A 24,754-nucleotide genomic window follows, 5' to 3' on the forward strand; every position below is an offset into this window, starting at 1 on the left:
GGTGTGGCTATTGATCTTGTTCGTCGCTGCACCGTGTTCCTCGCGGCAGCGCTCACCGCTGCTGCCGCCGTCGTCGCACCGGTTGTGGTGCCCACCTCCACCGCGGGGCTCGGAGCGGCACTCCCCGTGGCCGAGGCCGCGGACTGCCCCGACATCGAGGTGGTCTTCGCCCGCGGCACCAACGACACCGCCGGCCTCGGCCGGATCGGCAATGCGTTCGTCAGTTCGCTGCGCAACAAGGTCGGCGGCCGTTCGGTCGGCGCCTATGCGGTGAACTACCCGGCCAGCTTCGACTTCCTGGCCGCGGCGGGCGGCGCCAACGACGCCTCCGGCCACATCCAGTGGATGGTGGACAACTGCCCCAACACCCGCCTGGTGCTGGGCGGGTACTCCCAGGGCGCCGCGGTCATCGATGTGATCGCCGCCGTCCCGTTCCCGGCCGTCGGTTTCAACGCGCCGTTGCCGCCGAACGTCCCCGAGCACGTCGCCGCGGTCGCCGTCTTCGGCAACCCGTCGGCCAAGCTCGGTTTGCCGCTCACCTCCAGCCCGGTGTACGGAGGCCGCGCGATCGACCTGTGCAACCCGGGCGATCCGATCTGCGGTGACGGCGACAGCGTGCAGGCACACCGGGCGTACGAAGGCCCGGCCAACGACGCCGCGAACTTCGTCGCCGGACTCCTGTAGTCGATGTCCGCTACGATCGCTGAGGTGGTCGAACTTCCTAGCGAAAGTCACGTAGCCCGACTGGTTCGGCGCTGTATCGGTGTGGCAGCCATCATCGCGACGGCATTTGCTGTCCTGCCGATCACCGCGGCTGTCCTGCCCGGTTCACTGGCGGTCGCCAATGCCGCCTCGTGCCCACCGGTCGAGGTCGTCTTCGCCCGCGGCCGCACCGAACCCGCAGGCGTCGGCACCCTCGGGAACGCGTTCGTGAGTTCTCTGCGCTCCAAGGCCAACAAGAACATCGGTGTATATGCCGTGAAGTACCCGGCCGACACCGAAGTCGACATCGGCGCCAACGACATGAGCGGGCACATCCAGTACATGATGGACAACTGCCCGGACACCCGGTTGGTGATCGGGGGTTACTCGCTGGGCGCGGCAGTCGCCGACGTGGTGCTGGCCGTCCCGTTCACCGGGTTCGGCTTCAAGACTCCGCTGCCCGCGGGCGCCGACAGCCACATCGCCGCAGTCGCCCTGTTCGGCAACGGCGCCGCGTGGGTCGGTCCCATCACACGCTTCAGCCCGGTCTATGCCGACCGGACCATCGAGCTGTGCCACGGTGCCGACCCGATCTGCAACCCCGCCGACCCCGACACCTGGAAGAACAACTGGCCCGATCACCTGGCCGGCGCCTACATCGACGGCGGAATGGTGAACCAGGCCACGGATTTCGTGGCGGGGCGCATCTGAGTCGGCCCCGGCCACTCGCCGAGATGAACTTCGTCGCCGGATCGTTGCCGGACCGCCACCTATTCTCGACGGCACCGTAAATACCATCTAACGCGTGATTGGCCATCGAATGTCGGCCGCACTGATCACCGCTTTGACTGCCGTTGTGGTACCAATGACGGTGGCGCCCAGCATGATTGGCGCCGCGAAGGCCGCCACCTGCCCACCGGCGGAGGTGGTGTTCGCCCGCGGCCGCATGGAGCCCCCAGGTCCCGGACAAGTCGGTGCCGCCTTCGTCAACGCACTGCGCACGCTGCGCGGACCGAATGTCGCCCTCTATTCGGTGAGGTACCCGGCCGACACCCAGGCTGACGTGGCCGCCAACGACATGAGCCGCCACGTGCAGTGGATGACCCGCAACTGTCCGAACACCCGGCTCATCCTGGGCGGATACTCGCTCGGCGCCGTCGCGACCGATCTCATTCTGGCGATGCCGATCTCGGCGTTCACCTTCAACAGTCCGCTTCCCAAGGGCACGGACCGGCACGTCGCGGCGGTGGCACTGTTCGGCAACGGCGCCAACTGGGCCGCACCGATCACGCTGTTGAACCCGGCCTATCAGAACCGCACCATCGACTTGTGCCACTCCGATGATCCGATCTGCAATCCGAGCAGCCCGTACAAGTGGCGGGCCGGCTGGCAGGATCACCTGGCGCCCGGCTACATCCGGTCAGGCATGGTGGCCCAGGCGGCCAGGTTCGTCTCCGCCCGCCTCTGAGGGCTGTGGATAACATTCGTCCGGGGCAGGTCGATTGTCGGTAGACCCACCGATGCTGGCCCCGTGGACGAACAACTCCCGGACTCTTCTCCCGGCAGTCGGCCCGGGCCCTTCCTGGGCAGCGACGCAATAGAAGCCGGACTACTCACCGCCCACGATCTGCGTACGAGGTATCGCGCCGTCTACCGCAATGTGTATCTCGCCGATGACGTCGCCCTCACACCGGGATTGCGAGCCCGGGCCACATGGCTGTTCGCCGGTCCCGACGCTGTTCTGTGCGGCATTTCGGCGGCCGCGGTGCACGGCGTCAACTGGTTGGACGTCAACGCGCCGGCCGAGGTCGTACGGGGCAATCGACGCGCGCCGGCCGGGATCCAGGTGCGCTCGTATGCCCTTGCCCCTGAAGATATTTGTGACGTGGACGGGATGCGGGTCACCACCGTGGCGCGGACGGTGTTCGATCTGGGCCGGTTGCTGCCGTGCGCAGATGCCGTCCCGGTGTTGGATGCGTTGATGAACCAGTCCGGAATCGACCGAGAGACGGTGTGGTCGTTGGCCGATGCGATTCCGGGGATTCGAGGTATCGACCGTCTGCGGATGTCGCTGGCGCGGGCCAATGGCGGCGCCGAGTCGCCGCTTGAGTCGCGAACTCGGCTACTGCTACGCCACACGGGGATACCGGGGCTCCAAACTCAGATCCCGTTCTATGACCAGTGGGGTTTGGGGTGGAACCGGGCGGCGATGGGTTGGCCTAGATGGAAGTTGGCCGTCGAGTGCGATGAGGAGAAGGACTCAGCCGGGTGCCGAGCGTGGGTGCACTCGCACACGGCCGAACTCGAATCGTACGGCTGGACCGTGGTCTGGGTGACCGAGTCGATGCTCTCAGGCCAGAACGACATCGTCGAGCGGGTGCGGCGAAAGCTGTTGGCAGCCGCACGGCGTGGGTAGAACACCCACCCAAGCCCTCGACCAGCTACTGTCCAACCCGTCCAACCCAGCTGTTGCGTTAGACCCCTGAACCCAAGGGCCAAAAAACCGCAGCAACATACACATTCGTTGCAGAGCCTGAATCGGGAAGTACGAACCCGGACGTCCGAGCACCGAAGTGCAGGCCAGACGCTCAGTCAGCGGTCCGCACGTCACGGGTGATCAAGTTGCGGGCCTCGAGCTCATCGTCGGCCGGGTAGTCGACCTGCACGAGTGTGAGCCCGCGGGCAGGAGCAGCGGCGAAATCACTCGATCTGCTCGCCTCGCCCAGCAGCCCGGCGGTCCACTCAGGTGACCGCCGACCCTCCCCCACCGCCAGCATCGCGCCGACCAGCGAGCGAACCATGTTCCAGCAGAAGGCATCCGCGGTGACGTACGCCGTTACGTAGAAGCCGTCGCGCACCCACTCCAGCCGCTGCAGATCTCGGATCGTGGTGGCCCCGGGACGGCGGCGACAGAACGCCGCGAAATCGTTGAGCCCCAACAGTTCCCGTGAAGCGGCAGCCATCGCGTCGAGGTCCAGAGGTTTCGACCACGGTGTGATGAACCGCGCTTCGGCCGGCTCGACCCCGTAGGGGGCGAGGCTCAGTCGGTAGGTGTAGTGCCGGCGCAGTGCCGAGAACCTGGCGTCGAAACCCGCAGGTGCCCGGACGATGTCGCGGATCCGGACGTCGGTCGGCAGTAGCCGCGCCAATCGTCGTACCAGCGGGGTGAACTCGGTATCGGCCGGGCGGATGGTCCGCGGGTACGCGTGCGGGAGTGCGTCGGTGGGGATGTCGACGTGAGCGACCTGGCCGGTGGCATGTACCCCGGTGTCGGTTCGGCCCGCGGTGCGCGTCACCACCGGCCTCCGGAACACCGTCGAGAGCGCGTCGTCGATCACGCCGGCGACGGTGCGTTGACCGGCCTGCGTCGCCCAGCCCGCGAAATCGGTGCCGTCGTAGGCGATGTCCAGGCGCAAACGAACATGCCCGCCACCGATTCCGGTGGCGGGCATGTTCATGTTGTCGCTACGACTTGGCAGCGTCATCCTCGGCCGCAGCCTCAGCCGTCTGGGCGTCGGCGATGGCCTCGTCCTCAGCCTCGACCTCGGCAACCGGGGTCTCCTCGGCCTCTTCAGCCTTGGGAGCCTCAGCCTCGGCGGCCTTGGCCTGCGCGGCGGCGGCACGACGAGCGCGGTCAGCCTCGGAGGTCACCGTCTTCTCCCGCACCAGCTCGATGACCGCCATGGGGGCGTTGTCGCCCTTACGGTTCTCGACCTTGATGATGCGGGTGTAGCCACCCTCGCGATCGGCGAAGAAGGGACCGATCTCGGCGAACAGGGCGTGCACGACGTCCTTGTCACGGATCTTCTTCAGCACCTCGCGCCGGTTGTGCAGCTCACCCTTCTTGGCGTGGGTGATCAGCTTCTCGGCGTACGGACGCAACGCCCGGGCCTTCGGCTCGGTCGTCTTGATGCGACCGTGCTCGAACAGCGACGTGGCCAGGTTGGCCAGGATCGCCTTCTGGTGTGAGGACGACCCGCCGAGGCGGGCACCCTTTGTGGGCTTGGGCATTGCGACTATCTCCTAAATGGGGCCGGTCCCCGTATCAGGTAGGACCGGGACGGATTCTTTAAAGCTGCTCGGTCTCGGCGTAGTCCTGGTCAGCATCCAGGTCGTAGCCTGCGTCGCTGGTCCAGGTGCCGGTGGCGGCGTCGTAGCCGGCAACCTCGGACGGATCGAAGGTGGCCGGGCTGTCCTTCAGCGAGAGACCCAGCTGGTGCAGCTTGATCTTCACCTCGTCGATGGACTTCTGACCGAAGTTACGGATGTCCAGCAGGTCGGACTCCGTGCGGGCGACGAGCTCGCCCACCGTGTGCACACCCTCGCGCTTGAGGCAGTTGTACGAACGGACGGTCAGGTCCAGATCGTCGATCGGCAGCGCGAAGCTGGCGATGTGGTCTGCCTCGGCCGGCGACGGGCCGATCTCGATGCCCTCGGCCTCGACGTTGAGTTCCCGTGCCAGACCGAACAGTTCGACCAGGGTCTTGCCTGCCGACGCCAGGGCGTCACGCGGGCTGATCGAATTCTTGGTCTCGACATCGAGGATCAGCTTGTCGAAGTCGGTGCGCTGCTCGACGCGGGTGGCCTCCACCTTGTAGGTGACCTTGAGGACCGGCGAGTAGATGGAATCGACCGGGATACGGCCGATCTCGGCGCCCGACGCCTTGTTCTGCACGGCCGGGACGTAGCCGCGACCGCGCTCGACGACGAGCTCGACCTCCAGCTTGCCCTTGTCGTTCAGGGTGGCGATGTGCATGTCCGGGTTGTGCACCGTGACACCGGCCGGCGGGACGATGTCACCAGCGGTGACCGCACCCGGGCCCTGCTTGCGCAGGTACATGGTGACCGGCTCGTCCTCCTCGGAGGACACGACCAGGCCCTTGAGGTTCAGGATGATGTCGGTGACGTCTTCCTTCACCCCGGGAACGGTGGTGAACTCGTGCAGCACACCGTCGATGCGGATGCTCGTGACCGCTGCGCCCGGAATGGACGACAGCAGCGTGCGCCGCAGCGAGTTACCCAGCGTGTAACCGAAACCGGGCTCCAAGGGCTCGATGACGAACTTGGAGCGGTTGTCGGCGAGGGTTTCCTCGGCCAGTGTGGGTCGCTGAGAGATCAGCATTGTGTTCTTCTCCTTCTCGGCACCCGCTATTTGATGCCGTCTGGGTACTTACCGGCCGGGTGGCCGGTAAGTCATTACTTCGAGTAGAACTCGACGATGAGCTGTTCGGCGAGCGGCACCTGGATCTGCGCACGCTCGGGCAGCTGGTGCACCAGGATCCGCTGACGCTCGCCGACGACCTGCAGCCACGACGGGATCGGACGCTCACCCGCGGTCTGCCGAGAAACCTCGAACGGCAGGGTGTTGAGCGACTTCTCCTTGACGTCGATGATGTCGTACTGCGACACCCGGAAGCTCGGGATGTTCACCTTGACACCGTTGACGGTGAAGTGGCCGTGGCTGACCAGCTGACGGGCCATCCGGCGGGTGCGCGCCAAGCCGGCGCGGTACACCACGTTGTCCAGGCGGCTCTCCAGGATCTGGAGCAGGTTCTCACCCGTCTTGCCCGCCTTGCGGTTGGCCTCTTCGTAGTACTTGCGGAACTGCTTCTCCAGCACGCCGTAGGTGAAGCGAGCCTTCTGCTTCTCCTGCAGCTGAGTGCGGTATTCGCTCTCCTTGATCCGCGCGCGGCCGTGCTGGCCGGGCGGGTAGGGGCGCTTCTCGAACGACTGATCTCCGCCGACCAGGTCGACGCCGAGACGGCGCGACTTGCGGGTGGCGGGTCCGGTATAACGAGCCATTGTTCAGATCCTCCCTAGACCCGGCGCCGCTTGGGCGGACGGCAGCCGTTGTGCGGCTGCGGAGTGACGTCGGAAATCGCGCCCACCTCGAGGCCTGCGGCCTGCAGCGAGCGGATGGCGGTCTCGCGGCCCGAACCCGGACCCTTGACGAACACGTCGACCTTCTTCACGCCGTGCTCCTGCGCCTTGCGGGCGGCATTCTCGGCGGCCAGCTGTGCGGCGAACGGGGTCGACTTACGCGAACCCTTGAAGCCGACGTGACCCGACGACGCCCAGGCGATGACGTTGCCCTGAGGATCGGTGATGGAGACGATCGTGTTGTTGAACGTGCTCTTGATGTGCGCGGCGCCGTGCGGAACGTTCTTCTTTTCCCGGCGACGGGTGGTCTTACCGCGCTTGGCGCCCGCGGCCTTCTTCGGTGGTGCCATCGGGGTTACCTAGCCTTCTTCTTGCCGGCGATGGTGCGCTTGGGGCCCTTGCGGGTACGCGCGTTGGTCTTGGTCCGCTGGCCACGCACCGGCAGGCCACGGCGGTGCCGCAGGCCCTGGTAGCAGCCGATCTCGATCTTGCGGCGAATGTCGGCCTGCACCTCGCGGCGCAGGTCACCCTCAACCTTGAGGTTGCCTTCGATGTAGTCGCGCAGAACGGTCACCTGATCGTCGGTCAGGTCCTTCGTGCGCATGTTCTTGTCAATGCCCGTCGCGGCGAGGATCTCGTTCGAACGGGTACGGCCGATGCCGAAAATGTAAGTCAGCGCGATCTCCATGCGCTTGTCGCGCGGAAGATCGACGCCCACGAGGCGTGCCATGTGGCGGTGTTCCTTCTTCTCTGCGGAGGTCTGGTCCCAGCCCGTTCCCATCAGCCCCTAAGGACTCTCCGGGGTCCGGCCTCCGTACCGGACGTGGATGCTCGCACGAGGCTTGCATCGCAGATGAGCGGCGTATCGCTCAGTGGTGCTGGGAGTTCATCATTCAGTTGTCGTGCGCCGTCCGTGTGTGGACGGTTTAGCCCTGGCGCTGCTTGTGGCGCGGATCGCTGCAGATCACCATGACCCGCCCATGCCGGCGGATCACCCTGCACTTATCGCAGATGGGCTTGACGCTCGGGTTCACCTTCACGGCTTTTCGATCCTTCTGGCTCTGTTGGTGGCGTGCACATGCGCACGTCACCGTTCTCGTCGTTACTGGTCGGGCTTCTATCGGGTCACTTGTACCGGTACACGATGCGGCCCCGGGACAGGTCGTAGGGAGAGAGCTCCACCACTACCCGGTCCTCGGGCAGGATGCGGATGTAGTGCTGCCGCATCTTGCCGCTGATGTGGGCCAGGACCTTGTGTCCGTTCTCCAGCTCAATGCGGAACATCGCATTGGGCAGAGGTTCGACCACGCGACCCTCGACCTCGATGGCACCGTCTTTCTTGGCCATACTCTTCGGCGATCCTTGCTTTCGTTTCGTAGCTTCATCAGTCGCAATGCAGCCCGTCGTGATGCTGCCGGCGACCAACTTCGAAACGTGAGCCGGATCCAGACGAAATTGCAGAAATTCAGCAGTTCCAAGACGGGGCACGCAAAAAGTCGGCACGATAGCCGCACCGTTGGTCCACAATACCCGCTCGACGGCCTGCGCCAAAATCACGGCTGAACAGCTCCGGCCACCCGATACCTCCACCGAAATTTGGTGCGCGGCGAAGCCCCGGATCAAGCGAGAATGGTACGGACTGACCCCGCGCCCGGCGAACGGAGACCACGAGCACGTGATGGCTGTTTACCTGGCCGCGTTCGTCGTCGGCGGCGTCGCTGTACTGGCCGCCCTCCTCCTCGCCGATGTCGGCCACGGGGACGGGATGCCTTTCCTCAGCCTGACCGGCTTGTCGGTCGCCCTGCTCGGCGCCGGGACCGGGGGCATGATCGGCACCTGGCTGGGGCTGGGCACCGTCTGGACCCCGGCGCTGGCGGCGGCCTGCGCCGTCGTCCTGGTGGTCGCCCTCAACGGACTGCTGCTGCCCTACATGCGCCGCCAGCAGTCCAACTCGCACCGGGGCCGGTCCTCCTATGTGGGCCTGCTCGGCACGGTCACCCTCGAGGTTCCGCCGGGCGGCTGGGGTGAGGTCTCCTTCGTCGACGCCGACGGCAACCGCGTGTTCTCCCGCGCCAAGAGCGACGAGACGGCCGCGCTACCCAAGGCCACCCGCGTCTACATCGCCGACATCGACCCCGACTTCGTTCACGTCGTCGCTGTTCCAGAAACCTGAGTCGTACCCGAGCACCAAACCTTCAGAAAGGCACAACCGTGTCCCTGCTGCTCATCGTCGTCCTGGCCGCCATCGCCGCCGTCCTGATCCTGGTGGTCATACCGCTGGTCTACGTCAAGAACTACATCAAGGTGCCGCCCAACGAGGTGGCCGTGTTCACCGGGCGCGGCACGCCCAAGGTGGTGCGCGGCGGCGCCCGGTTCCGGATGCCCGGCATCGAGCGGGTCGACATCATGAGCCTGGAGCCGTTCAACGTCAGCATCAACCTGCAGAACGCGCTGTCCAACAACGGTGTGCCGGTCAACGTCGAGGCGGTCGGGCTGGTCCGCATCGGCTCGGCCGACGAGGCCGTGCAGACCGCGGTCCAACGCTTCCTGACCTCCGACCTCAATGAGCTGCAGCGCCAGATCAACGAGATCCTGGCCGGCAGCCTGCGCGGCATCACCGCGACCATGACCGTCGAGGATCTCAACTCCAACCGCGACAGCCTGGCCCGCAGCGTGGTCGAGGAGGCCGGCGGCGACCTGGCCCGCATCGGCATGGAGGTCGACGTCCTCAAGATCGCCGGTATCTCCGATGCCAACGACTACCTGAAGTCGCTCGGCCAGCGCCGCATCGCCGAGGTCAAGCGGGACGCCACGGTCGGCACCGCCGAGGCCGAGCGCGACGCCCAGATCCAGTCGGCCAAGGCCCGCCAGGAGGGTTCCATCGCCCAGGCCGAGGCCGATACCGCCATCGCCACCGCGAACCAGAAGCGCGACGTCGAGCTGGCCCGCTTGCGCGCGCAGACCGAGGCCGAGAACGCCCAGGCCGACCAGGCCGGGCCGCTGGCCAACGCCCGCGCGCAGAAGGACGTCGGCATCGCCACCGAGCAGGCCGAGGCGGCCCGGGTGCAGGCCCGCATCGAGGTGGAGCAGCGTCGTGCCGAGCAGGCACAGGCCGCTCTGCAGGCCGACGTGATCGCGCCCGCCGAGGCGAGACGCCAGGCGGACATCGCGATGGCCGAAGGTCAGCGCCAGTCCACGATCCTGGCTGCCGAGGCCGCCGCCGAGGCCGAGCGGCGCAAGGGCCAGGCCGAGGCGGATGCCCGCAAGGCCGCCGCCGACGCGCTCCGGGTCGAGAAGCAGGCCGAGGCGGACAGCCTGCAGGCCAAGCTGGTCGCCGAGGCCGCCGGTAAGAAGGAACTGGCCGACGCGCTGCGCGTCGAACAGCAGGCCGAGGCCGCCGGTATCGAGGCCAAACTACTGGCCGAGGCCAACGGTAAGAAGGAGATCGCCGCCGCGCTCAACGGCTACACAGCCGACGCCGCGCGCCTGCTGATGCTGCCCGACGTGCTGGCCTCTGTGGTCAAGGCGACCGAAGCGGCCGCCTCTCCCCTGGCCGAGATCGAGCGGCTGTCGATCATCGGTGGCTCACGCGACACCCAGGACGCGGTCGGCGGCCTGCTCGGTATCAGCCCGCTGGCGGTGGCCAACATCCTGGAGTCGCTCAAGGCCTCGGGCATCGACGTGGCGGCCATGCTCCAGGGGTCCAACGCGAACAACGGGAGCAGCTCGCACCCGAGCTGAGAAAACTGCTGGCGGCGGGGCGCATAATTGGTAGCGATGACTGGCCCCGCCTCCCAGCCCCGTAAACCCGTGATCCTGACCGTCGACGACGATCCCGCGGTTTCGCGTGCCGTCGCCCGCGATCTGCGCCGCCACTACGGCGAGCGCTACCGGATCGTGCGTGCCGAATCCGGCCCGGACGCCCTGGAGACCCTCAACGAGCTGAAGCTGCGCGGCGACACCGTCGCGGTGTTCGTCGCCGACTACCGGATGCCGCAGATGAGCGGCATCGAGTTCCTCGAATCGGCGATGGACCTGTATCCGATGGCCCGGCGCGTGCTGTTGACGGCGTACGCAGACACCACCGCGGCCATCGACGCCATCAACGTCGTCGACCTCGACCACTACCTGCTCAAGCCGTGGGATCCGCCCGAGGAGAAGCTCTACCCGGTGGTCGACGGTCTGCTGGAGGCCTGGCACGCCGTCGGCGACCGGGCCATCCCGCACACCAAGGTGATCGGGCACCAGTGGAGTTCGCGGTCCTGGGAGGTGCGCCAGTTCCTGGCCCGCAACCAGCACACCTTCCGCGCGTTCACCACCGACGAGCCCGTCGGCCGTCAGCTGTTGGACGCCGCGGGCCTGGACGGTCTGCAGTTGCCGGTGGTGATCACCGAGGGCGGCGAGACACTCGTCGAACCCAGTGACGGCGAGCTCGCCGACATGCTGGGGCTCTCGACCACTCCGTCGCTGACCATGTACGACCTCGCGGTGATCGGCGGTGGCCCGGCGGGTCTGGCCGCCGCGGTGTACGGAGCCTCCGAGGGGTTGCGCACGGTGCTGATCGAGGGCACCACGACCGGCGGACAGGCCGGCCGCAGTTCCCGGATCGAGAACTATCTCGGCTTCCCGACCGGGGTGTCTGGCGCCGAACTCGCCACCTCGGCCCGCAGGCAGGCCGAGCGGTTCGGTGCGGAGGTGATCACCACCCGCGAAGCCGTCGCCCTCGACATCGCGGGCGCGGCCCGCACCATCACCTTCGCCGACGGCGAGACCATCGGCGCCCGCGCGGTCATCCTGGCCACCGGTGTCGAGTACCGCCAGCTCCCGGTGCCGGGATGCTTCGCCGATCCCGACAACCCGAACAACTTCGTCGGCCGCGGTGTGTACTACGGCGCCTCGGTGTCGGACGCCTCCGAATGCCGCGGCGAGGACGTGTACATCGTCGGCGGCGCCAACTCTGCCGGGCAGGCCGCGATGTTCATGTCGCGCGAGGCCAAGTCGGTGACGCTGCTGGTGCGCGGCCCGTCGCTGGAAGCGTCGATGTCGTACTACCTGATCCAGCAGATCGAACAGACGCCCAACATCTTCGTGCGCACCTGCACCGAGGTGGTCGGTGCCACCGGTGAGGACGACCATCTGGCGGCACTGGAGTTGGTGAACAGGCAGTCCGGCGAGCACGAGGAGGTGCGTGCTTCACGGCTGTGCTGCTTCATCGGCGCCACCCCGCGCACCGACTGGCTCGACGGCGTGGTGGCCCGCGACGACCACGGGTTCATCCTGGCCGGCCCCGACCTGCGCGACGTGTGCGGCTGGACCCTGGAACGTCCGCCGCATCATCTGGAAACAAGTGTGCCCGGTGTGTTTGTTGCAGGAGATGTGCGTGCCGAGTCCGCCAAGCGGGTGGCTGCCGCCGTCGGCGAAGGGTCGATGGCTGTGATGCTCGTGCACCGATACCTGGCAGAAGCGTGATGGCCGGCGAGGCCTGAGGAGTTGAGGACGGATATGGGCGAGACCTGCGTGCGGGACGAACTACGGACACTGTTCCTGTTCGAGCATCTTTCCGACGCGCAACTCGACACGTTGTGTCAGGCCGGCAGCATCGAGACATTCCCGGCCGGCCCGATCGTCACCGAGGGTGATCCGGCCACGTGCTTCTACGTCATGCTCGATGGCGAGCTGGTGATGTCGAAGCGCTCCGGCGGTGTCGACATCCAGACCAACCGCACCTCGATGCGCGGCGTCTACTTCGGCGCCTGGTCGGCCTACATTCCCGGCGAGGAACACGTCTACGAGGCGTCGGTACGCCTGACGAAGCCGTCGCGGGTGTTCGTGCTGGACGCCAATGCGTTCGCGGGGTTCATGCAGTCCCAGTTCCCGATGGCGGTGCATCTGCTGGAGGGCCACAAGGTCGGCGGCCGGCGCCAGAGCCAGATCATCGGTCAGCGCGAGAAGCTGCTGGCCCTCGGCAACATCACCGCCGGCCTGACCCATCAGCTCAACAACCCGGCGGCCGCCACCGCCCGCGCCGTGGCCGACCTGCGCGAAGGTGTCGGCAAGATGCGGCACAAGCTGGCGATGCTGGCCGATGGCAAGTTCACCCCGCAAGCGCTGCGGATGCTGGTAACCATCCAGGACGAGGTCGCCGAGCAGGTCGCCAAGCACAAGGGGCTGGAGCTCACCGCGCTGGAGACATCCGACCGCGAGGACGAGATGGGCGACTGGCTCGAGGACCACGACATCGTGTTCGCCTGGGACTACGCTCCGACGTTCGTCGAGGCCGGTCTCGACATCGACTGGCTGGAACGCATCTCGGCGTCGGTCGATGACGCGCTCAAGGACGGGGAGGCGTCGGCCACCCTGCAGGCGGCCCTGGGCTGGCTGAAGTACACCATCGACACCGAGCTGCGGATGAACGAGATCGCCGAGGCGAGCAAGCGGATCTCGGCGCTGCTGGCCGGCGCCAAGCAGTACTCCCAGATGGACCGCGGCGATTATCAGAGCGCCGACGTCCACGAACTGCTGCGCAGCACGCTGATGATGTTCGGCGACAAGATCGGTAAGGACAAGCCGGTCAGCCTGTGCAAGGACCTGGACAAGTCACTGCCCGAATTGCATTGCTACCCAGGCGATCTCAATCAAGTGTGGACCAACATCATCGACAACGCCGTCCAGGCGATGGACGGCCACGGCACGCTGACCCTGCGCACCTCCCGGGAGACCGACGAGATGATCCGGGTGGAGATCTGCGACGACGGGCCGGGTATCCCCGCCGAGGACATCAACCGCATCTTCACGCCGTTCTTCACCACCAAGCCGTTCGGCGAGGGCACCGGCCTGGGTCTGGATCTGGCCTGGCGCATCGTGGTGGAAAAGCACCACGGCGATCTGCGGGTGCAGTCCAAGCCCGGCGACACCCGGTTCATCGTGCTGTTGCCCTTGCAGGCCCCCGCGCCCGAAACCCAGGCCGCGGAGACTGAAGCGGCGGAGTAATCGCCCGGCCAGATCCAGAATCAGCGTGATTCACCCGGAATAGCCGCCGCGTGCACCCCCGTTGAGACGTTCATGACCCAGACCACAACGGGCGGCAAGCCCGATCTCGGCACATACGGCGCGTTCGGCCATTACTCGCAGTTCCAGCAACTGTCGCCGCAGCAGCTGCGAGACATCGAAGGACTGGGCTACGGCGCGATCTGGGCCGGCGGGTCGCCACCCGCCGAGCTCGAGTGGATCGATCCGATCCTGGCCGCCACCGATACCTTGCAGCTGGCCACCGGCATCGTGAACATCTGGAGTGCGGCCGCGGGCCCGGTAGCCGAGTCGTTCCACCGCATCGAGACGGCCTACCCGGGCCGGTTCCTGCTCGGCATCGGGGTCGGCCACCGCGAGGCCATCGGCGAGTACCGCAAGCCGCTCGACGCGCTCACCGATTACCTCGACAAGCTCGATGAGTACGGCGTGCCCAAACACCGCCGGGTCGTCGCCGCTCTGGGCCCCAAGGTGCTGCAGCTGTCGGCGGCCCGCTCGGCGGGCGCGCACCCGTACCTGACGACACCGGAACACACCGCGCAGGCGCGCGAGTTGATCGGTCCCGACGCATTTCTGGCTCCCGAGCACAAAGCGGTGCTCACCACCGACACCGAGAAGGCCCGCGCCCTGGGCCGCAAGGCACTCGACATCTATCTCGGTCTGAGCAACTACCTCAACAACTTCAAGCGACTCGGTTTCACCGACGAGGATCTGGCCAAACCGGGCAGTGACCGGTTCATCGACGCCGTCGTCGCGTACGGCACGGTGGACGAGGTGGCCGCCCGGCTGCGGCAGCATCGCGACGCCGGGGCCGACCACGTGCCTGTACAAGTGCTGACCTCACCCGACAAACTGGTACCCGCACTGGCCGAACTCGCCGGGCCGCTCGGCTTGGCTTAGAGGACCACAGACAAGGACTTGTAAATGACCGAATCGCTCTCGCTGAAGCCGGATCTAGGTCGCTACGGGGTGTGGACGTTCGGGGCGGTGCAACCGGAGCAGGCCGTCGAGATCGAGAAGCTCGGTTACGGCGCGCTGTGGGTGGGCGGTTCTCCGGCCGCCGACCTCGCGTTCGCCGAACCCATCCTCGAGCGCACCGAGACGCTTCAGCTGGCCACCGGCATCGTCAACATCTGGACGGCCGACGCCAACGCGGTCGCCGAATCGTTCCACCGCATCGAGGCGGCACACCCCGGCCGGTTCCTGCTCGGCATCGGGGTGGGGCATCCCGAACACACCGGCGAATACCGCAAGCCGTATGAGGCACTGGTCGACTACCTCGACGTGCTGGACGCGGCCAAAGTACCGACCAGCCGTCTGGTGATCGCCGCGCTGGGCGACAAGGTGCTCAAGCTCTCGGCGCAGCGCAGCGCCGGCGCGCACCCCTACCTCACGACGCCCGAGCACACCGCGCATGCCCGTGACGTGATCGGCGAGGCGGTGTTCCTCGCACCCGAGCACAAGGTGGTACTGACCACCGACGGCGTCGCGGCCCGCGCGATCGGACGCGACACGGTCGACTTCTATCTGAATCTGAGCAATTACCTCAACAACTGGCGCCGACTCGGTTTCACCGAAAATGACATCACCAAGCCCGGCAGCGACAAACTGATCGACGCGGTCGTCGCGCATGGCACGGCAGACGCCATCGCGGCGCGTTTGCAGCAACATGTCGCCAATGGCGCCGACCACGTCGCGATCCAGGTACTCGGCGGTCCTGACAAGCTGATCCCGACGTTGACCGAGCTGGCCGGGCCGCTGGGTCTCAAAAGCTGAGGGGTTTGCCCATTAGGGTTGACCCATGCGGCTACTGGTCACCGGCGGCGCCGGGTTCATCGGGGCGAACTTCGTGCATCTCGCCCTTCAGGAGGCACTCACCACGTCGGTGACTGTGCTCGACGCGATGACGTACGCGGGCAGCCAGGAGTCGTTGGCGCCGGTGGCCGACCGGATTCGGCTGGTGCAGGGCGACGTCGCCGACGCCGAGTTGGTGAACAAGTTGGTCGGCGAGGTCGACGCCGTCGTGCACTTCGCCGCCGAGACCCACGTCGACAACTCGGTGGCGAATCCGCAGCCGTTCCTGCACAGCAACGTCATCGGCACCTTCACCGTGCTGGAGGCGGTCCGCGCACATGGGGTCCGGTTGCACCACATCTCCACCGACGAGGTGTACGGCGATCTCGAGCTCGACAGCCCGGCCCGGTTCACCCCGGGAACGCCGTACAACCCGTCGAGCCCGTACTCGTCCACCAAGGCCGCCGCCGACCTGCTGGTGCGGGCCTGGGTGCGCTCTTACGGTGTGCGCGCGACGATTTCGAACTGCTCCAACAACTACGGCCCGTACCAGCACGTGGAGAAATTCATCCCGCGCCAGATCACCAACATCCTCACCGGCCGGCGGCCCAAGCTCTACGGCGCGGGCGCGAATGTCCGTGACTGGATCCATGTCGATGACCACAACCGTGCGGTCTGGCAGATTCTCGCCGACGGCCGCAGCGGGCAGACCTACTTGATCGGCGCCGAGTGCGAGCGCGACAACCTGACGGTGATGCGCACCCTGCTGCGGCTGATGGGCCGCGACCCGGACGACTTCGACCATGTCACCGACCGGGCCGGGCATGATCTGCGCTACGCCATCGACCCGTCGGGCCTGCACGACGAACTGGGCTGGGCCCCCAAGCACACCGATTTCGACGAAGGCCTCGCGGCCACCATCGACTGGTACCGCAACAACGAATCCTGGTGGGGCCCTTTGAAAGATGCGGTAGAAGGCGCGTATGCGGAGCGCGGCCAGTGACCGCACGCGAACTGACCATCCCCGGCGCGTGGGAGATCACACCCAAGCTGCACGGCGACGCGCGCGGGCTGTTCTTCGAATGGTTCACCGACGCCGGATTCACCGAGATGACCGGGCACCGCTTCGACCTGCGGCAGGCCAATTGCTCGGTGTCGGCGGCCGGGGTGCTGCGCGGTGTCCACTTCGCCGAACTACCGCCCAGCCAGGCCAAGTACGTGACGTGTGTGCGCGGGGCCGTGCTCGACGTGGTGGTCGACATCCGGGTGGGCTCCCCGACTTTCGGGCAGTGGGATTCCGTGCTGCTCGACGACCACGACCGGCGTTCGGTGTACCTGTCCGAGGGGCTCGGTCACGCCTTCCTGTCGCTGCAGGACGGCTCGACGGTGATGTACCTGTGTTCGGCGCCGTACAGCCCGGATCGGGAGCACACCGTCTTGGCCACCGGCCTGGGGATCGACTGGCCGATCGAGGGCGAGCCGGTGCTGTCCGACCGGGACGCGGCCGCCCCGACGCTGGAGCAGGTGCGGGCTGCGGGGCTGTTGCCGACGTGGGACGACACCCGCGCGTTCGCCGACGAGTTGCGCGCCCGCGTGCAGGGCTGAATGAGGTAGTCCGCTACTGCATACGGGGCCGTCCGGCGGGGCGACGATGGGCGCATCAGCGTGACACGCGCCCGACGAAACGAGACCGCCATGAACCGAGCCTGGAAGTTTGCGACGACGATGCTCGTGTCCGGCGGCCTGGCCCTGGCCGGCCTGGCATTCGGGAGTGGTGCCGCCCATGCCGGCGGCCCGTACCAATGGTGTCCCGGCGATGAACCGGGCGGGTACGGCGGCGGGTTCAACACGCCTGCGGATGCCCGGCCGAACTGGGACTGGAACGTCTGCCACAGCTACCACTACGTCAACGCCGGTCAGGGCAACGTCTCGTCCACGGTGTGGGAAGGTGACAACCCACCGCCGCCGTATCCCTGGCAGCCTCCGAACATGTGTTGGTCGCTGTTCCTCCCCCGGCCGTGCGGACCCGCCGACCTAGGTCAATGACCTTCCAGCACCAGCGCCGAGTGCAGCAGCTTGTGGTCGAGCGCGTGGGCGGTCAACCCGCCGCGGCCGGTCATGGTCTCGGCGGCCACCAAGGCATTGACGATGGCCTCCTCGGTGGCCTCGATGGCCAGGTCGAACAGGCGGGTCATCAACTGTGGCGCCACCATGCGCACCGCGATCTCGGGGCGGTTGGCGTCGGGGTTCTCGTCCCACCCGTATGGCGGGATTCCCCGGTTGCCGGTGGAGAAGGCCAGCATCAGGTCGCCGCTGTACTGCTCACCCGTCCCGCCGACCCGGCCGACGGCCAGGGCCGAGCGTTGCGCGAGCCGGGTGCACTGGTGTGGCAGCAGCGGGGCGTCGGTGGCGATCACGACGATGATCGAGCCGGACCCCGCCGGGTACGGCATCGGAAGGTCGGGGGTCGGCACCAGCTCGGCACTGACCATCTCCCCGACGGGCACTCCGTTGACCCGAAGGCGTTCCCGCCGACCGTGATTCGCCTGCACGAGCACGCCGACGGTGTACGGCCCGGCCACGGTCTCGGTGACCCGAGACGCGGTTCCGATCCCACCCTTGAAGCCGTGGCAGATCATGCCGGTCCCGCCGCCGACGTTGCCCTCGGCGACCGGGCCGCCCGTGGCGTCGGCCAGTGCGGCGCCCACGTGTTCGGGGCGGACGTGGTGCCCGTTGATGTCGTTGAGCAGCCCGTCGTAGGTCTCCCCCACGACTGGCAGGGACCAGTAGAGCCCGTCGCCGCGGGCCTGCACCTGGGCCTGGACCAGCGTGTCGCGCACGACACCGACGCTGTGGGTGTTGGTCAGGCCGATGGGTGTGGTCAGTTCGCCGGACTCGCGGATCCACTCCAGTCCGGTGAGCTCGCCGCTGCCGTTGAGCCGGTGCGCGCCGGCGAACACCGGCTCGGTGAAGATCTCGGGGTGGGGGATCACGACGGTGACGCCGGTGTTGACCGGGTTGGGTCCGGGCCGCTGGATCGTGGTGTGCCCGACGCGTACGCCGGCCACATCGGTGATGGCGTTGTTCAGCCCCGTGGGGTGCTCACCGATCACAACCCCGATGTCGCGGGCGCGCGGACGCCGCGAGGAGCAGTCCAGCATGCGTCCTCCGGAAAGTTGTGGCCAAATTCTTTTCAGGATTGGAAAATAATGGCGGCGGGTAACCACCGGCGTCAACTCAACGTGACGAAGTCGTGAAGGATGGGACCCGTGGGACGGCCGAATCGACAGGCTCAACGACGTGAGGAGATCCTCGACGCCACGATCGCTTTGATCGAGCGCAACGATCTGACCACGTTCCGGATCGCCGACGTCGCCGCTGAGCTCAATCTGACGCCCAACGCCGTGCGCTACTACTTCCGGGAGATGGACCAACTGCTGTCGGCCCTCGCCCAGCGCTCGGACAGCAAGTTCTACGACGACCGGCTCGCGGTCGTGGAGCGCACCGAGGATGCCCGGGATCAGATCGCGTTCATGATCGCCGCCGGGTTGCCGTCCGGGCCGGAGGACGTCGAGTGGCGGTCGATCTGGCGGGCCGTCATGGCCGCCGGCTTCGTGCTCGATCAGCGCCACGACATTCAGCACATCTATCACCGACAGGTGGGCCTCTACGCTCAGATCCTCGAAACAGGCTCTACCGCGGGCATTTTCACACTGACCGCACCCGCACGCGATATCGCCATGACATTGATGTCCATGGAGGACTATCTCGGGTACCGCATCGTGGCACGGGACCCGGACCTCGACCGCGCCACCGCGCTACGGCTGATGCGGGGCTACGCCGAACTGGCGACGGGGGCCCGCCTTCCGGTGACGGTGTGACGGTGGCGGTGTGACCACGCGCGCCCCACTCGGGGCTGCGCTGTTGGTGGTGATCGCCGCGATCAGCCAGGAGGTGGGCGCGGCATTCGCGGTCGGCCTGTTCGCCGCGGTCGGCACCGTGGGGGCCTTGTTCGCCCGCTTCGCGGTCGCCGGCGTCATCCTGTGCGCGGCGGTCCGCCCATCGGTGCGGGGCCTGACGCGGCAGGCCTGGGGCGCGGCGATCGCACTGGCCGCGACGCTGGGCACGATGAACTTCTGCTTCTACTTCGCCATCGATCGCATTCCGCTCGGCGTCGCGGTGACCATCGAAGCCCTTGGCCCGCTGATCCTTTCGGTGGTGACGAGTACGCGTTGGGCCGCGTGGCTGTGGGCCGTGCTGGCCTTCGCCGGGGTCGCGATGCTGGGCCTGCCACACGGGGGCGGCGGGCACTTCGAGGCCACCGGATTCGCCTTCGCGGCTGCCGCGGGGGTGGCCTGGGCCGGCTACATCCTGGCCTCTGCACGGACCGCCGCAGAGTTCCGTCGCGTCGACGGCCTGGCACTGGCCACGGCCATGGGCGCCCTCGTCGTCGCCCCGTTCGCGGTGACCTCGGTGCACCTGGACGCACTCGACTGGCGCGTGCTCGGAGTGGGCGCGGCGGTCGGGGTGTTGTCCTCGGTGATCCCGTACTCGTTGGAGTTGATATCCCTGCGCCGTCTCACGCCTGCCACCTTCGCCGTGCTGACCTGCCTGTCACCGGTCACCGCCGCGCTGGCCGGGCTCGCGGTGCTCGGCCAGCAGATCGGATTGCTCGGCTATCTGGGCGTCGCCCTGGTCACCGTCGCGAGCATCGGCGCGGTGCGCTCCGCGCATGCGGGCCCGGTCGAGCCGCTCGGCTAGCCGCCGAGTTCGGCCACCGCCTCGTCGATCAGATCCGCGATCGCGGTGGGCTGGGACGCCAACGACGCGTGGCTGGCGTCGAGTTCGATGATCTTGCGGGGGTTCATCCGCTGCGCCATCCGGCGCTCGTTGTCCGGGTGGATCATCCGGTCCGCGGTCGACACCTGATACCAGACGGGCTTGCTCTTCCAGGCCGGGCTCGACACGGCGTCACCGAAGGTCGAACCGAGCGGCGCCTTCTGGGTCACCGCCATCACCAGGGTCTCGTCGTCGGGCAGATCCTGGGCGAAGCTCTCGGAGAATTTGTCCTGCTTGATCCACAGGTAGCCATCCGAGTCCGGCGCGATGTTCTCGAACGCCGCCGGGGGCTGTTGCTCACTGATCTGGCCGGGGCTCTCCCCCGCGTCGGGCGCGAAAGCCGCGACGTAGACCAGGCCGACGACGTTGGGCAGATCCCCCGCTTCCGTGATGACCGCGCCACCGTACGAATGGCCGACCAGCAGCACAGGCCCGTCGACCTGCTTGACCATCTGCTGCGTGCGGTGCGCGTCGTCCCGCAGGGACGTGAGCGGGTTCTCCACGGCATACAGCTTTTCGTAGCCGCGCTGGCGCAGTTCCACGATCACCTTCGCCCAGTGCGCCGCCCCACCCCAAAACCCGTGCACCAGAACGATTGCCGGCTTGTCGGTCATATTCGGCCCCTCCTCGGTCTCGGACTCCCAGGCGTTGACCACCCGCGATCGTTCCACCATATTTGGAGGATGAGGCAACAGCCATGACCGATTCGCCGGGAAAATTAGCCGATCCTCTGGCGCTGATGCCGGCGAGCCCAACCGGTTCGGACGCCCTGTCGGAGATCCTGCGCACCGTGCGCCTCCGTGGGGACGCCGTGACGCGGTGGTCGCCGACCGCGCCCTTCCACGTGACCATTCCGGCCGCAGCCCGAGTACTGCACGTCGCCGAGACCGACGGACTCACCCTGCACATCGGCGATCAGACCCTGTCGATGGATGCCGGCGACATGGCACTGCTGGCCCGCGGCGACGCCCACAGCATCTCCCACGGCGTTCCCGCCGGCCCCCGCACACTGTCGGGAAGCGACCGGAATTCTGGCGCCGAGCAAGAGGATTCGGGCTCGCCACGGTGGCTCAGCGGAATCTTCGCCGTCGACAGCGCGGTTGCCGACCCACTGTTGTCCGTGCTGCCGCCGGCCATCATGATCCGGGCCGACGCGCCGGGCCACGAGTGGCTGCCGCTGAGCCTGCAGCTGTTGCTGGCCGAGACCACAGAACCCCGGCCGGGCGCGAGAGTGATGATCTCCCGCATTCTGGATCTGTTGTTCATCCACGCCCTGCGTGAGTGGTCCAGGTCCGCCGATGCGACTCCAGGGTGGCTCACCGCGGCGATGGACCCTCAACTGGGTCCGGTGCTCACCGCTGTGCACAACGATCCGGCACATCCGTGGTCGGTCACCGAACTCGCCGACCTTGCCCGGCATTCGCGGTCCACGTTCGCCGAACGGTTCACCCGCCTGTTCGGGCAGTCCCCGGCCGCCTACGTCACGGAGCGCCGGCTCGACCGCGCCGCGGACCTGCTCCGGTCCACCACCACCTCGGTCAGCAGGATCGGGCAGGCCGTCGGCTACACATCCGATTCCGCGTTCAGCCGTGCGTTCCAGCGCCGGTACGGCGAGCCGCCCTTGCGCTGGCGCAACGGGCTGAGCTCCTGAACCTCACGGCCGGCTGTCTGTCGGCTCGGCATCGACGACGGAGATGAACACCAGTTCTCTCTCGACAAGGTGCGCCCTCAGGGCGAGCGGACCCGACGGCGACGCGCGGTGGGTGAGGACGGCACGTGCGACGGGTTCGGCCAGCTCCGAGCGAATGGCCCGCCGCAGACCCCGGGCCCCGTACACCGGATCGAATCCCTTGCGCCGAACGAAATCGACGACATCGTCGTCCACGTCGAGCGCCACCCCGCGACGCTTGAGCCTGCCGATCAGGTCATAGATCTCCTTGCGTGTCACGCCTTCTGCCGTGCCATCGTCAAACGCGTCGAACACAACGGTCTCGTCGATGCGGTTGAAGAACTCTGGATCGAAGAATGACTCAACTGCTTCGCGGACCAGTTCGGTGGCCCTGACCGCCGGCCGCCCGATGCGTCGCCATCGTTTCCGCCTGGACCGCTGCAGCGCGGCAGCTTCCAAAGAGCCGAGGTTGGAAGTCAGAAAGATGTAGCTGTTGCGAAAGGAGATCTTCTGCTGGCCGTTGGCCAACCGCAGTTCACCGGTATCCAGCACGTGCAGCAGGGCCCGCAGTACGGTGGCGTCGGCCTTTTCGACTTCGTCGAACAACACGATGCCCGGCAGATACGGTCCGCCCTCGATCTTGGCCTTGTCGAACAGAGTGAACGATTCCTTGCTGCCCGCGTAGCCCGGGGGCGCACCCGACAGCGATGCGGCGTAGTGCTCTTGGGCCAGTGCACTCATGTCGATGCGGCACATGTCGTCCGGGCCGGTCCGCAGAGCTGCCGCGACCTGACGCACCAGTTCGGTCTTCCCGACCCCGGTCGGCCCAGCCAGCAGCACGCTGGACAGAGGCCGGCCGGGGTCGGTCACACCGATGTGCGCGATCGAGACCGCGCGCACCACAGCGTCGACCGCGGAACGTTGTCCCAGAATTGCCGCGTTCAACTTCCGCGACAGCACTTCGGGATCGAAACCTCCGGAGTAACCCGCCTGGGCGGCGGGCTCTTCGGCCACCCGCGCCGAGTTGCGGTTCTGCTCGTGGTACATGTCGGTGAGGTATGGCAACGCGTGCCCCTTCAGGCTTCGATGGTCTGCTCGACCGGCAGTGAACCGACTCGGCAGTCGGCGACTCCGACCGTGGTCCTGGTGATCGACTCCACCCGCTCCTGGGCCTTCTGCGCGTCGGTCACCCACAGCTTGTAGAACTCGAACGGGCAGTCGGCGACGCCCTTGTCGCCGTCGCCGGCGGCATGCACGCCGGAATAGCCGCGATGCAGCAGCTTGAACAGGTGATTCTGGGACTGATCGTTTTCCCGCGCATCACGGATCGCGGCCAAAGACAGCTGCGCGTACTGAATCCCGTACTCTTCCTCGCCGGTCTCGCCGAGCGTACGCCCGTCGAAACCGATGATCGCCGAATGGCCGAAGTAGGAGTAGACCCCGTCGAAGCCAGCCGCATTGGCAACTGCCACATAGCAATTGTTCGCCCAGGCCATGGCCTTGGCCATCAACACCTGTTGCTCCTTGGCCGGGTACATGTAGCCCTGGCAGCGCACGATCAGCTCGGCTCCCTTCATCGCGCAGTCCCGCCAGATCTCCGGGTAATTCCCGTCGTCGCAGATGATCAGGGAGATCTTGAGACCCTTCGGGCCGTCGGTGACGTAAGTGGTGTCGCCCGGGTACCAACCCTCGATCGGGCACCACGGCAGGATCTTGCGGTACTTCTGGACGATGTCGCCCTTGTCGTCGATCAGCACGAGGGTGTTGTACGGGGGCTTGTTCGGGTGGTCCTCATGGCGCTCACCGGTGATCGAGAAGACACCCCACGTTCCGGCTTCCCGGCAGGCGGCCGAGAAGATGGCGGTCTCGTCGCCCGGGACGGTGGCCGCCGTGTCGTACATCTCCTGTTCGTCGTACATGATTCCCTGAGTCGAGTATTCGGGGAACACAACGAGATCCATGCCGGGAAGACCCGACTTCATGCCGATCAGCATGTCCGCGATCTTGCGGGCGTTGTCGAGCACTTCGGCCCGGCTGTGCAACCGGGGCATCTTGTAGTTCACCACGGCGACGCCGACGGTGTCGTTGCTGGACGAGATATCTCCGTGCCTCATTGACTACTCCTTGATGGGGGTGGTGATGATTCAGCTGTAAGCGGGTTCGTTTGCAGCCGTGCGTGCTTGATGCGACCGGTGAGAACTGAGCGCCTTCGCGACGAAGACCAGGGCGGCGAGCCCTACCGCCCAGATCGCCGCGATGCCCGGCGAGGTGTGATAGTTGCCGCTGAGCATCAGGAATGCGGGAAGCGTGCAGGTCGGCTGGCTTAGCAACACCACCGACCAGCCGGTGAAGCGGGCCAGCCGGTCCCGGTGCAGCCCGAGCACCAGGAAGAACAGCAGCCACAGCGCTGCCCAAGCGAGCCAGATGACGCCGAACACGGGATCGTTCACCACGGTGAACGACAGGGCGGAGTAGACCACCGCTCCGCCCGCGACGAATAGCGAAAACCAGCCGATGCCTTCAGGTTCCAGCCCGGCCAGGTTGACGATCCCGACGTACAGGTAGGTGAATCCGAACAGGTACAGACCCGATGCCGCCAGGGTGGCGGCCGGGTCCCCGGCGGCCATGACCAACATGACGGTCGGCAGCACACACTGCAGGGCACCGACGAACAGGTTGAGCACCGCCGCTGACCGGGCCGGCACCACGTCCAACAACATCAACCCGTTGACGAAAAGCACTGCACCGACATAAAGCAGACCGACGTTGCCCATCAAGGCACCTCAATTACTTCCAGATGGAATATGTCCAAATGAAAGTAAGTGACGGCTGCCACACTGTCAA

At 66.8% G+C, this 24,754-nt stretch carries 29 protein-coding genes; 16 read left to right on the forward strand and 13 right to left on the reverse strand.

Features of this window, described 5'->3' with window-relative positions; all coding sequences use genetic code 11:
- Positions 1–3 precede the first annotated feature (3 nt).
- From EH231_RS24440 to EH231_RS24455, 4 genes are all read left to right on the forward strand, one after another.
- Positions 4–684, forward strand: a complete 681-nt coding sequence (locus EH231_RS24440; RefSeq protein ID WP_124713492.1) for a cutinase family protein — start codon at positions 4–6, stop codon at positions 682–684.
- Positions 685–687: 3 nt separating this feature from the next.
- Complete coding sequence (locus EH231_RS24445) at positions 688–1,413, forward strand: cutinase family protein (RefSeq protein ID WP_090424695.1); 726 nt, start codon at positions 688–690, stop codon at positions 1,411–1,413.
- A 109-nt stretch (positions 1,414–1,522) separates the two neighbouring features.
- Positions 1,523–2,170 carry a cutinase family protein gene (locus tag EH231_RS24450; protein ID WP_090424694.1) on the forward strand — a complete coding sequence of 216 codons (648 nt, stop codon included), beginning with the start codon at positions 1,523–1,525 and terminating at the stop codon, positions 2,168–2,170.
- Between the two features lie 63 nt (positions 2,171–2,233).
- Positions 2,234–3,118 (forward strand): hypothetical protein, encoded by an 885-nt coding sequence (locus tag EH231_RS24455; RefSeq protein ID WP_241177802.1) that lies wholly within the window; start codon positions 2,234–2,236, stop codon positions 3,116–3,118.
- Between the two features lie 172 nt (positions 3,119–3,290).
- Here the strand turns inward: EH231_RS24455 and truA are convergent, their stop codons facing one another.
- The 8 genes from truA to infA all read right to left on the reverse strand — a co-directional run bounded on the left by truA (position 3,291) and on the right by infA (position 7,929).
- Positions 3,291–4,160 carry a tRNA pseudouridine(38-40) synthase TruA gene (truA, locus tag EH231_RS24460; RefSeq protein ID WP_164481248.1) on the reverse strand — a complete coding sequence of 290 codons (870 nt, stop codon included), beginning with the start codon at positions 4,158–4,160 and terminating at the stop codon, positions 3,291–3,293.
- Positions 4,161–4,167: 7 nt separating this feature from the next.
- A complete protein-coding gene (rplQ, locus tag EH231_RS24465; RefSeq protein ID WP_090424693.1) occupies positions 4,168–4,713 on the reverse strand; it encodes a 50S ribosomal protein L17 in 546 nt (181 codons plus the stop codon).
- A 58-nt stretch (positions 4,714–4,771) separates the two neighbouring features.
- Positions 4,772–5,824 (reverse strand): DNA-directed RNA polymerase subunit alpha, encoded by a 1,053-nt coding sequence (locus EH231_RS24470; protein ID WP_090424692.1) that lies wholly within the window; start codon positions 5,822–5,824, stop codon positions 4,772–4,774.
- A gap of 74 nt (positions 5,825–5,898) precedes the next feature.
- A complete protein-coding gene (gene rpsD, locus EH231_RS24475) occupies positions 5,899–6,504 on the reverse strand; it encodes a 30S ribosomal protein S4 (RefSeq protein WP_044516249.1) in 606 nt (201 codons plus the stop codon).
- Positions 6,505–6,518: 14 nt separating this feature from the next.
- Complete coding sequence (gene rpsK, locus EH231_RS24480) at positions 6,519–6,932, reverse strand: 30S ribosomal protein S11 (RefSeq protein ID WP_004571524.1); 414 nt, start codon at positions 6,930–6,932, stop codon at positions 6,519–6,521.
- A gap of 5 nt (positions 6,933–6,937) precedes the next feature.
- Positions 6,938–7,312, reverse strand: coding sequence for a 30S ribosomal protein S13 (gene rpsM, locus EH231_RS24485; RefSeq protein ID WP_044519236.1), 375 nt, complete (start codon positions 7,310–7,312; stop codon positions 6,938–6,940).
- A gap of 196 nt (positions 7,313–7,508) precedes the next feature.
- Positions 7,509–7,622 (reverse strand): 50S ribosomal protein L36, encoded by a 114-nt coding sequence (gene rpmJ / locus EH231_RS24490; RefSeq protein WP_003879483.1) that lies wholly within the window; start codon positions 7,620–7,622, stop codon positions 7,509–7,511.
- Positions 7,623–7,707: 85 nt separating this feature from the next.
- On the reverse strand, positions 7,708–7,929 hold the full coding sequence (gene infA, locus EH231_RS24495; protein WP_003418601.1) for a translation initiation factor IF-1: 222 nt from the start codon (positions 7,927–7,929) through the stop codon (positions 7,708–7,710).
- A 331-nt stretch (positions 7,930–8,260) separates the two neighbouring features.
- Here infA and EH231_RS24500 point away from each other — a divergent pair, with 331 nt between their 5' ends.
- From EH231_RS24500 to EH231_RS24540, 9 genes are all read left to right on the forward strand, one after another.
- Positions 8,261–8,755: an NfeD family membrane protein gene (locus EH231_RS24500; RefSeq protein ID WP_170856184.1), complete on the forward strand. Its 495-nt coding sequence runs from the start codon at positions 8,261–8,263 to the stop codon at positions 8,753–8,755.
- A gap of 38 nt (positions 8,756–8,793) precedes the next feature.
- Positions 8,794–10,323 carry a flotillin family protein gene (locus EH231_RS24505; RefSeq protein WP_090424690.1) on the forward strand — a complete coding sequence of 510 codons (1,530 nt, stop codon included), beginning with the start codon at positions 8,794–8,796 and terminating at the stop codon, positions 10,321–10,323.
- A gap of 36 nt (positions 10,324–10,359) precedes the next feature.
- On the forward strand, positions 10,360–12,051 hold the full coding sequence (locus EH231_RS24510; RefSeq protein WP_164481004.1) for an NAD(P)/FAD-dependent oxidoreductase: 1,692 nt from the start codon (positions 10,360–10,362) through the stop codon (positions 12,049–12,051).
- Positions 12,052–12,084: 33 nt separating this feature from the next.
- On the forward strand, positions 12,085–13,572 hold the full coding sequence (locus EH231_RS24515) for an ATP-binding protein (protein ID WP_090424688.1): 1,488 nt from the start codon (positions 12,085–12,087) through the stop codon (positions 13,570–13,572).
- 72 nt (positions 13,573–13,644) lie between these two features.
- Positions 13,645–14,508, forward strand: coding sequence for an LLM class F420-dependent oxidoreductase (locus tag EH231_RS24520; RefSeq protein ID WP_124713493.1), 864 nt, complete (start codon positions 13,645–13,647; stop codon positions 14,506–14,508).
- A gap of 24 nt (positions 14,509–14,532) precedes the next feature.
- Positions 14,533–15,384 (forward strand): LLM class F420-dependent oxidoreductase, encoded by an 852-nt coding sequence (locus tag EH231_RS24525; RefSeq protein ID WP_124713494.1) that lies wholly within the window; start codon positions 14,533–14,535, stop codon positions 15,382–15,384.
- 25 nt (positions 15,385–15,409) lie between these two features.
- On the forward strand, positions 15,410–16,405 hold the full coding sequence (rfbB, locus tag EH231_RS24530) for a dTDP-glucose 4,6-dehydratase (protein WP_124713495.1): 996 nt from the start codon (positions 15,410–15,412) through the stop codon (positions 16,403–16,405).
- The gene (locus EH231_RS24535) at positions 16,402–17,007 is read left to right on the forward strand and encodes a dTDP-4-dehydrorhamnose 3,5-epimerase family protein (protein WP_124713496.1); all 606 of its coding nucleotides are present in this window, start codon (positions 16,402–16,404) and stop codon (positions 17,005–17,007) included. Before rfbB ends, EH231_RS24535 begins: the two co-directional genes overlap by 4 nt.
- 90 nt (positions 17,008–17,097) lie before the next feature.
- The gene (locus EH231_RS24540) at positions 17,098–17,448 is read left to right on the forward strand and encodes a hypothetical protein (RefSeq protein ID WP_234941134.1); all 351 of its coding nucleotides are present in this window, start codon (positions 17,098–17,100) and stop codon (positions 17,446–17,448) included.
- Here EH231_RS24540 and EH231_RS24545 read toward each other — a convergent pair.
- A complete protein-coding gene (locus EH231_RS24545) occupies positions 17,442–18,563 on the reverse strand; it encodes a DmpA family aminopeptidase (RefSeq protein ID WP_090424682.1) in 1,122 nt (373 codons plus the stop codon). The two genes, EH231_RS24540 and EH231_RS24545, sit on opposite strands and share 7 nt — an antisense overlap.
- 99 nt (positions 18,564–18,662) lie before the next feature.
- Between EH231_RS24545 and EH231_RS24550 the strand changes: the two genes are divergently transcribed.
- Both EH231_RS24550 and EH231_RS24555 read left to right on the forward strand, forming a co-directional pair.
- Positions 18,663–19,283 (forward strand): TetR/AcrR family transcriptional regulator, encoded by a 621-nt coding sequence (locus EH231_RS24550; protein WP_090424681.1) that lies wholly within the window; start codon positions 18,663–18,665, stop codon positions 19,281–19,283.
- A gap of 10 nt (positions 19,284–19,293) precedes the next feature.
- Positions 19,294–20,163 (forward strand): EamA family transporter, encoded by an 870-nt coding sequence (locus tag EH231_RS24555; RefSeq protein WP_124713497.1) that lies wholly within the window; start codon positions 19,294–19,296, stop codon positions 20,161–20,163.
- On the opposite strand, the gene EH231_RS24560 is transcribed toward EH231_RS24555, so the two are convergent.
- Positions 20,160–20,855, reverse strand: coding sequence for an alpha/beta hydrolase (locus EH231_RS24560; protein WP_090424893.1), 696 nt, complete (start codon positions 20,853–20,855; stop codon positions 20,160–20,162). The two genes, EH231_RS24555 and EH231_RS24560, sit on opposite strands and share 4 nt — an antisense overlap.
- 83 nt (positions 20,856–20,938) lie before the next feature.
- On the opposite strand from EH231_RS24560, the gene EH231_RS24565 reads away from it, so the two are divergent.
- Positions 20,939–21,892, forward strand: a complete 954-nt coding sequence (locus EH231_RS24565; protein ID WP_124713498.1) for an AraC family transcriptional regulator — start codon at positions 20,939–20,941, stop codon at positions 21,890–21,892.
- Positions 21,893–21,895: 3 nt separating this feature from the next.
- On the opposite strand, the gene EH231_RS24570 is transcribed toward EH231_RS24565, so the two are convergent.
- From EH231_RS24570 to EH231_RS24580, 3 genes are read right to left on the reverse strand one after another with little or no spacing between them, the layout of a single operon-like run.
- Positions 21,896–22,975: an AAA family ATPase gene (locus tag EH231_RS24570; RefSeq protein WP_090424678.1), complete on the reverse strand. Its 1,080-nt coding sequence runs from the start codon at positions 22,973–22,975 to the stop codon at positions 21,896–21,898.
- Positions 22,976–22,986: 11 nt separating this feature from the next.
- On the reverse strand, positions 22,987–24,024 hold the full coding sequence (locus EH231_RS24575) for an aliphatic amidase (protein WP_090424677.1): 1,038 nt from the start codon (positions 24,022–24,024) through the stop codon (positions 22,987–22,989).
- A 30-nt stretch (positions 24,025–24,054) separates the two neighbouring features.
- Positions 24,055–24,684, reverse strand: a complete 630-nt coding sequence (locus EH231_RS24580; protein WP_090424676.1) for an AmiS/UreI family transporter — start codon at positions 24,682–24,684, stop codon at positions 24,055–24,057.
- Between the last annotated feature and the right edge of the window lie 70 nt (positions 24,685–24,754).

Source organism: Mycolicibacterium nivoides (assembly GCF_003855255.1).
GTDB classification, from domain to species: Bacteria; Actinomycetota; Actinomycetes; order Mycobacteriales; family Mycobacteriaceae; genus Mycobacterium; species Mycobacterium nivoides.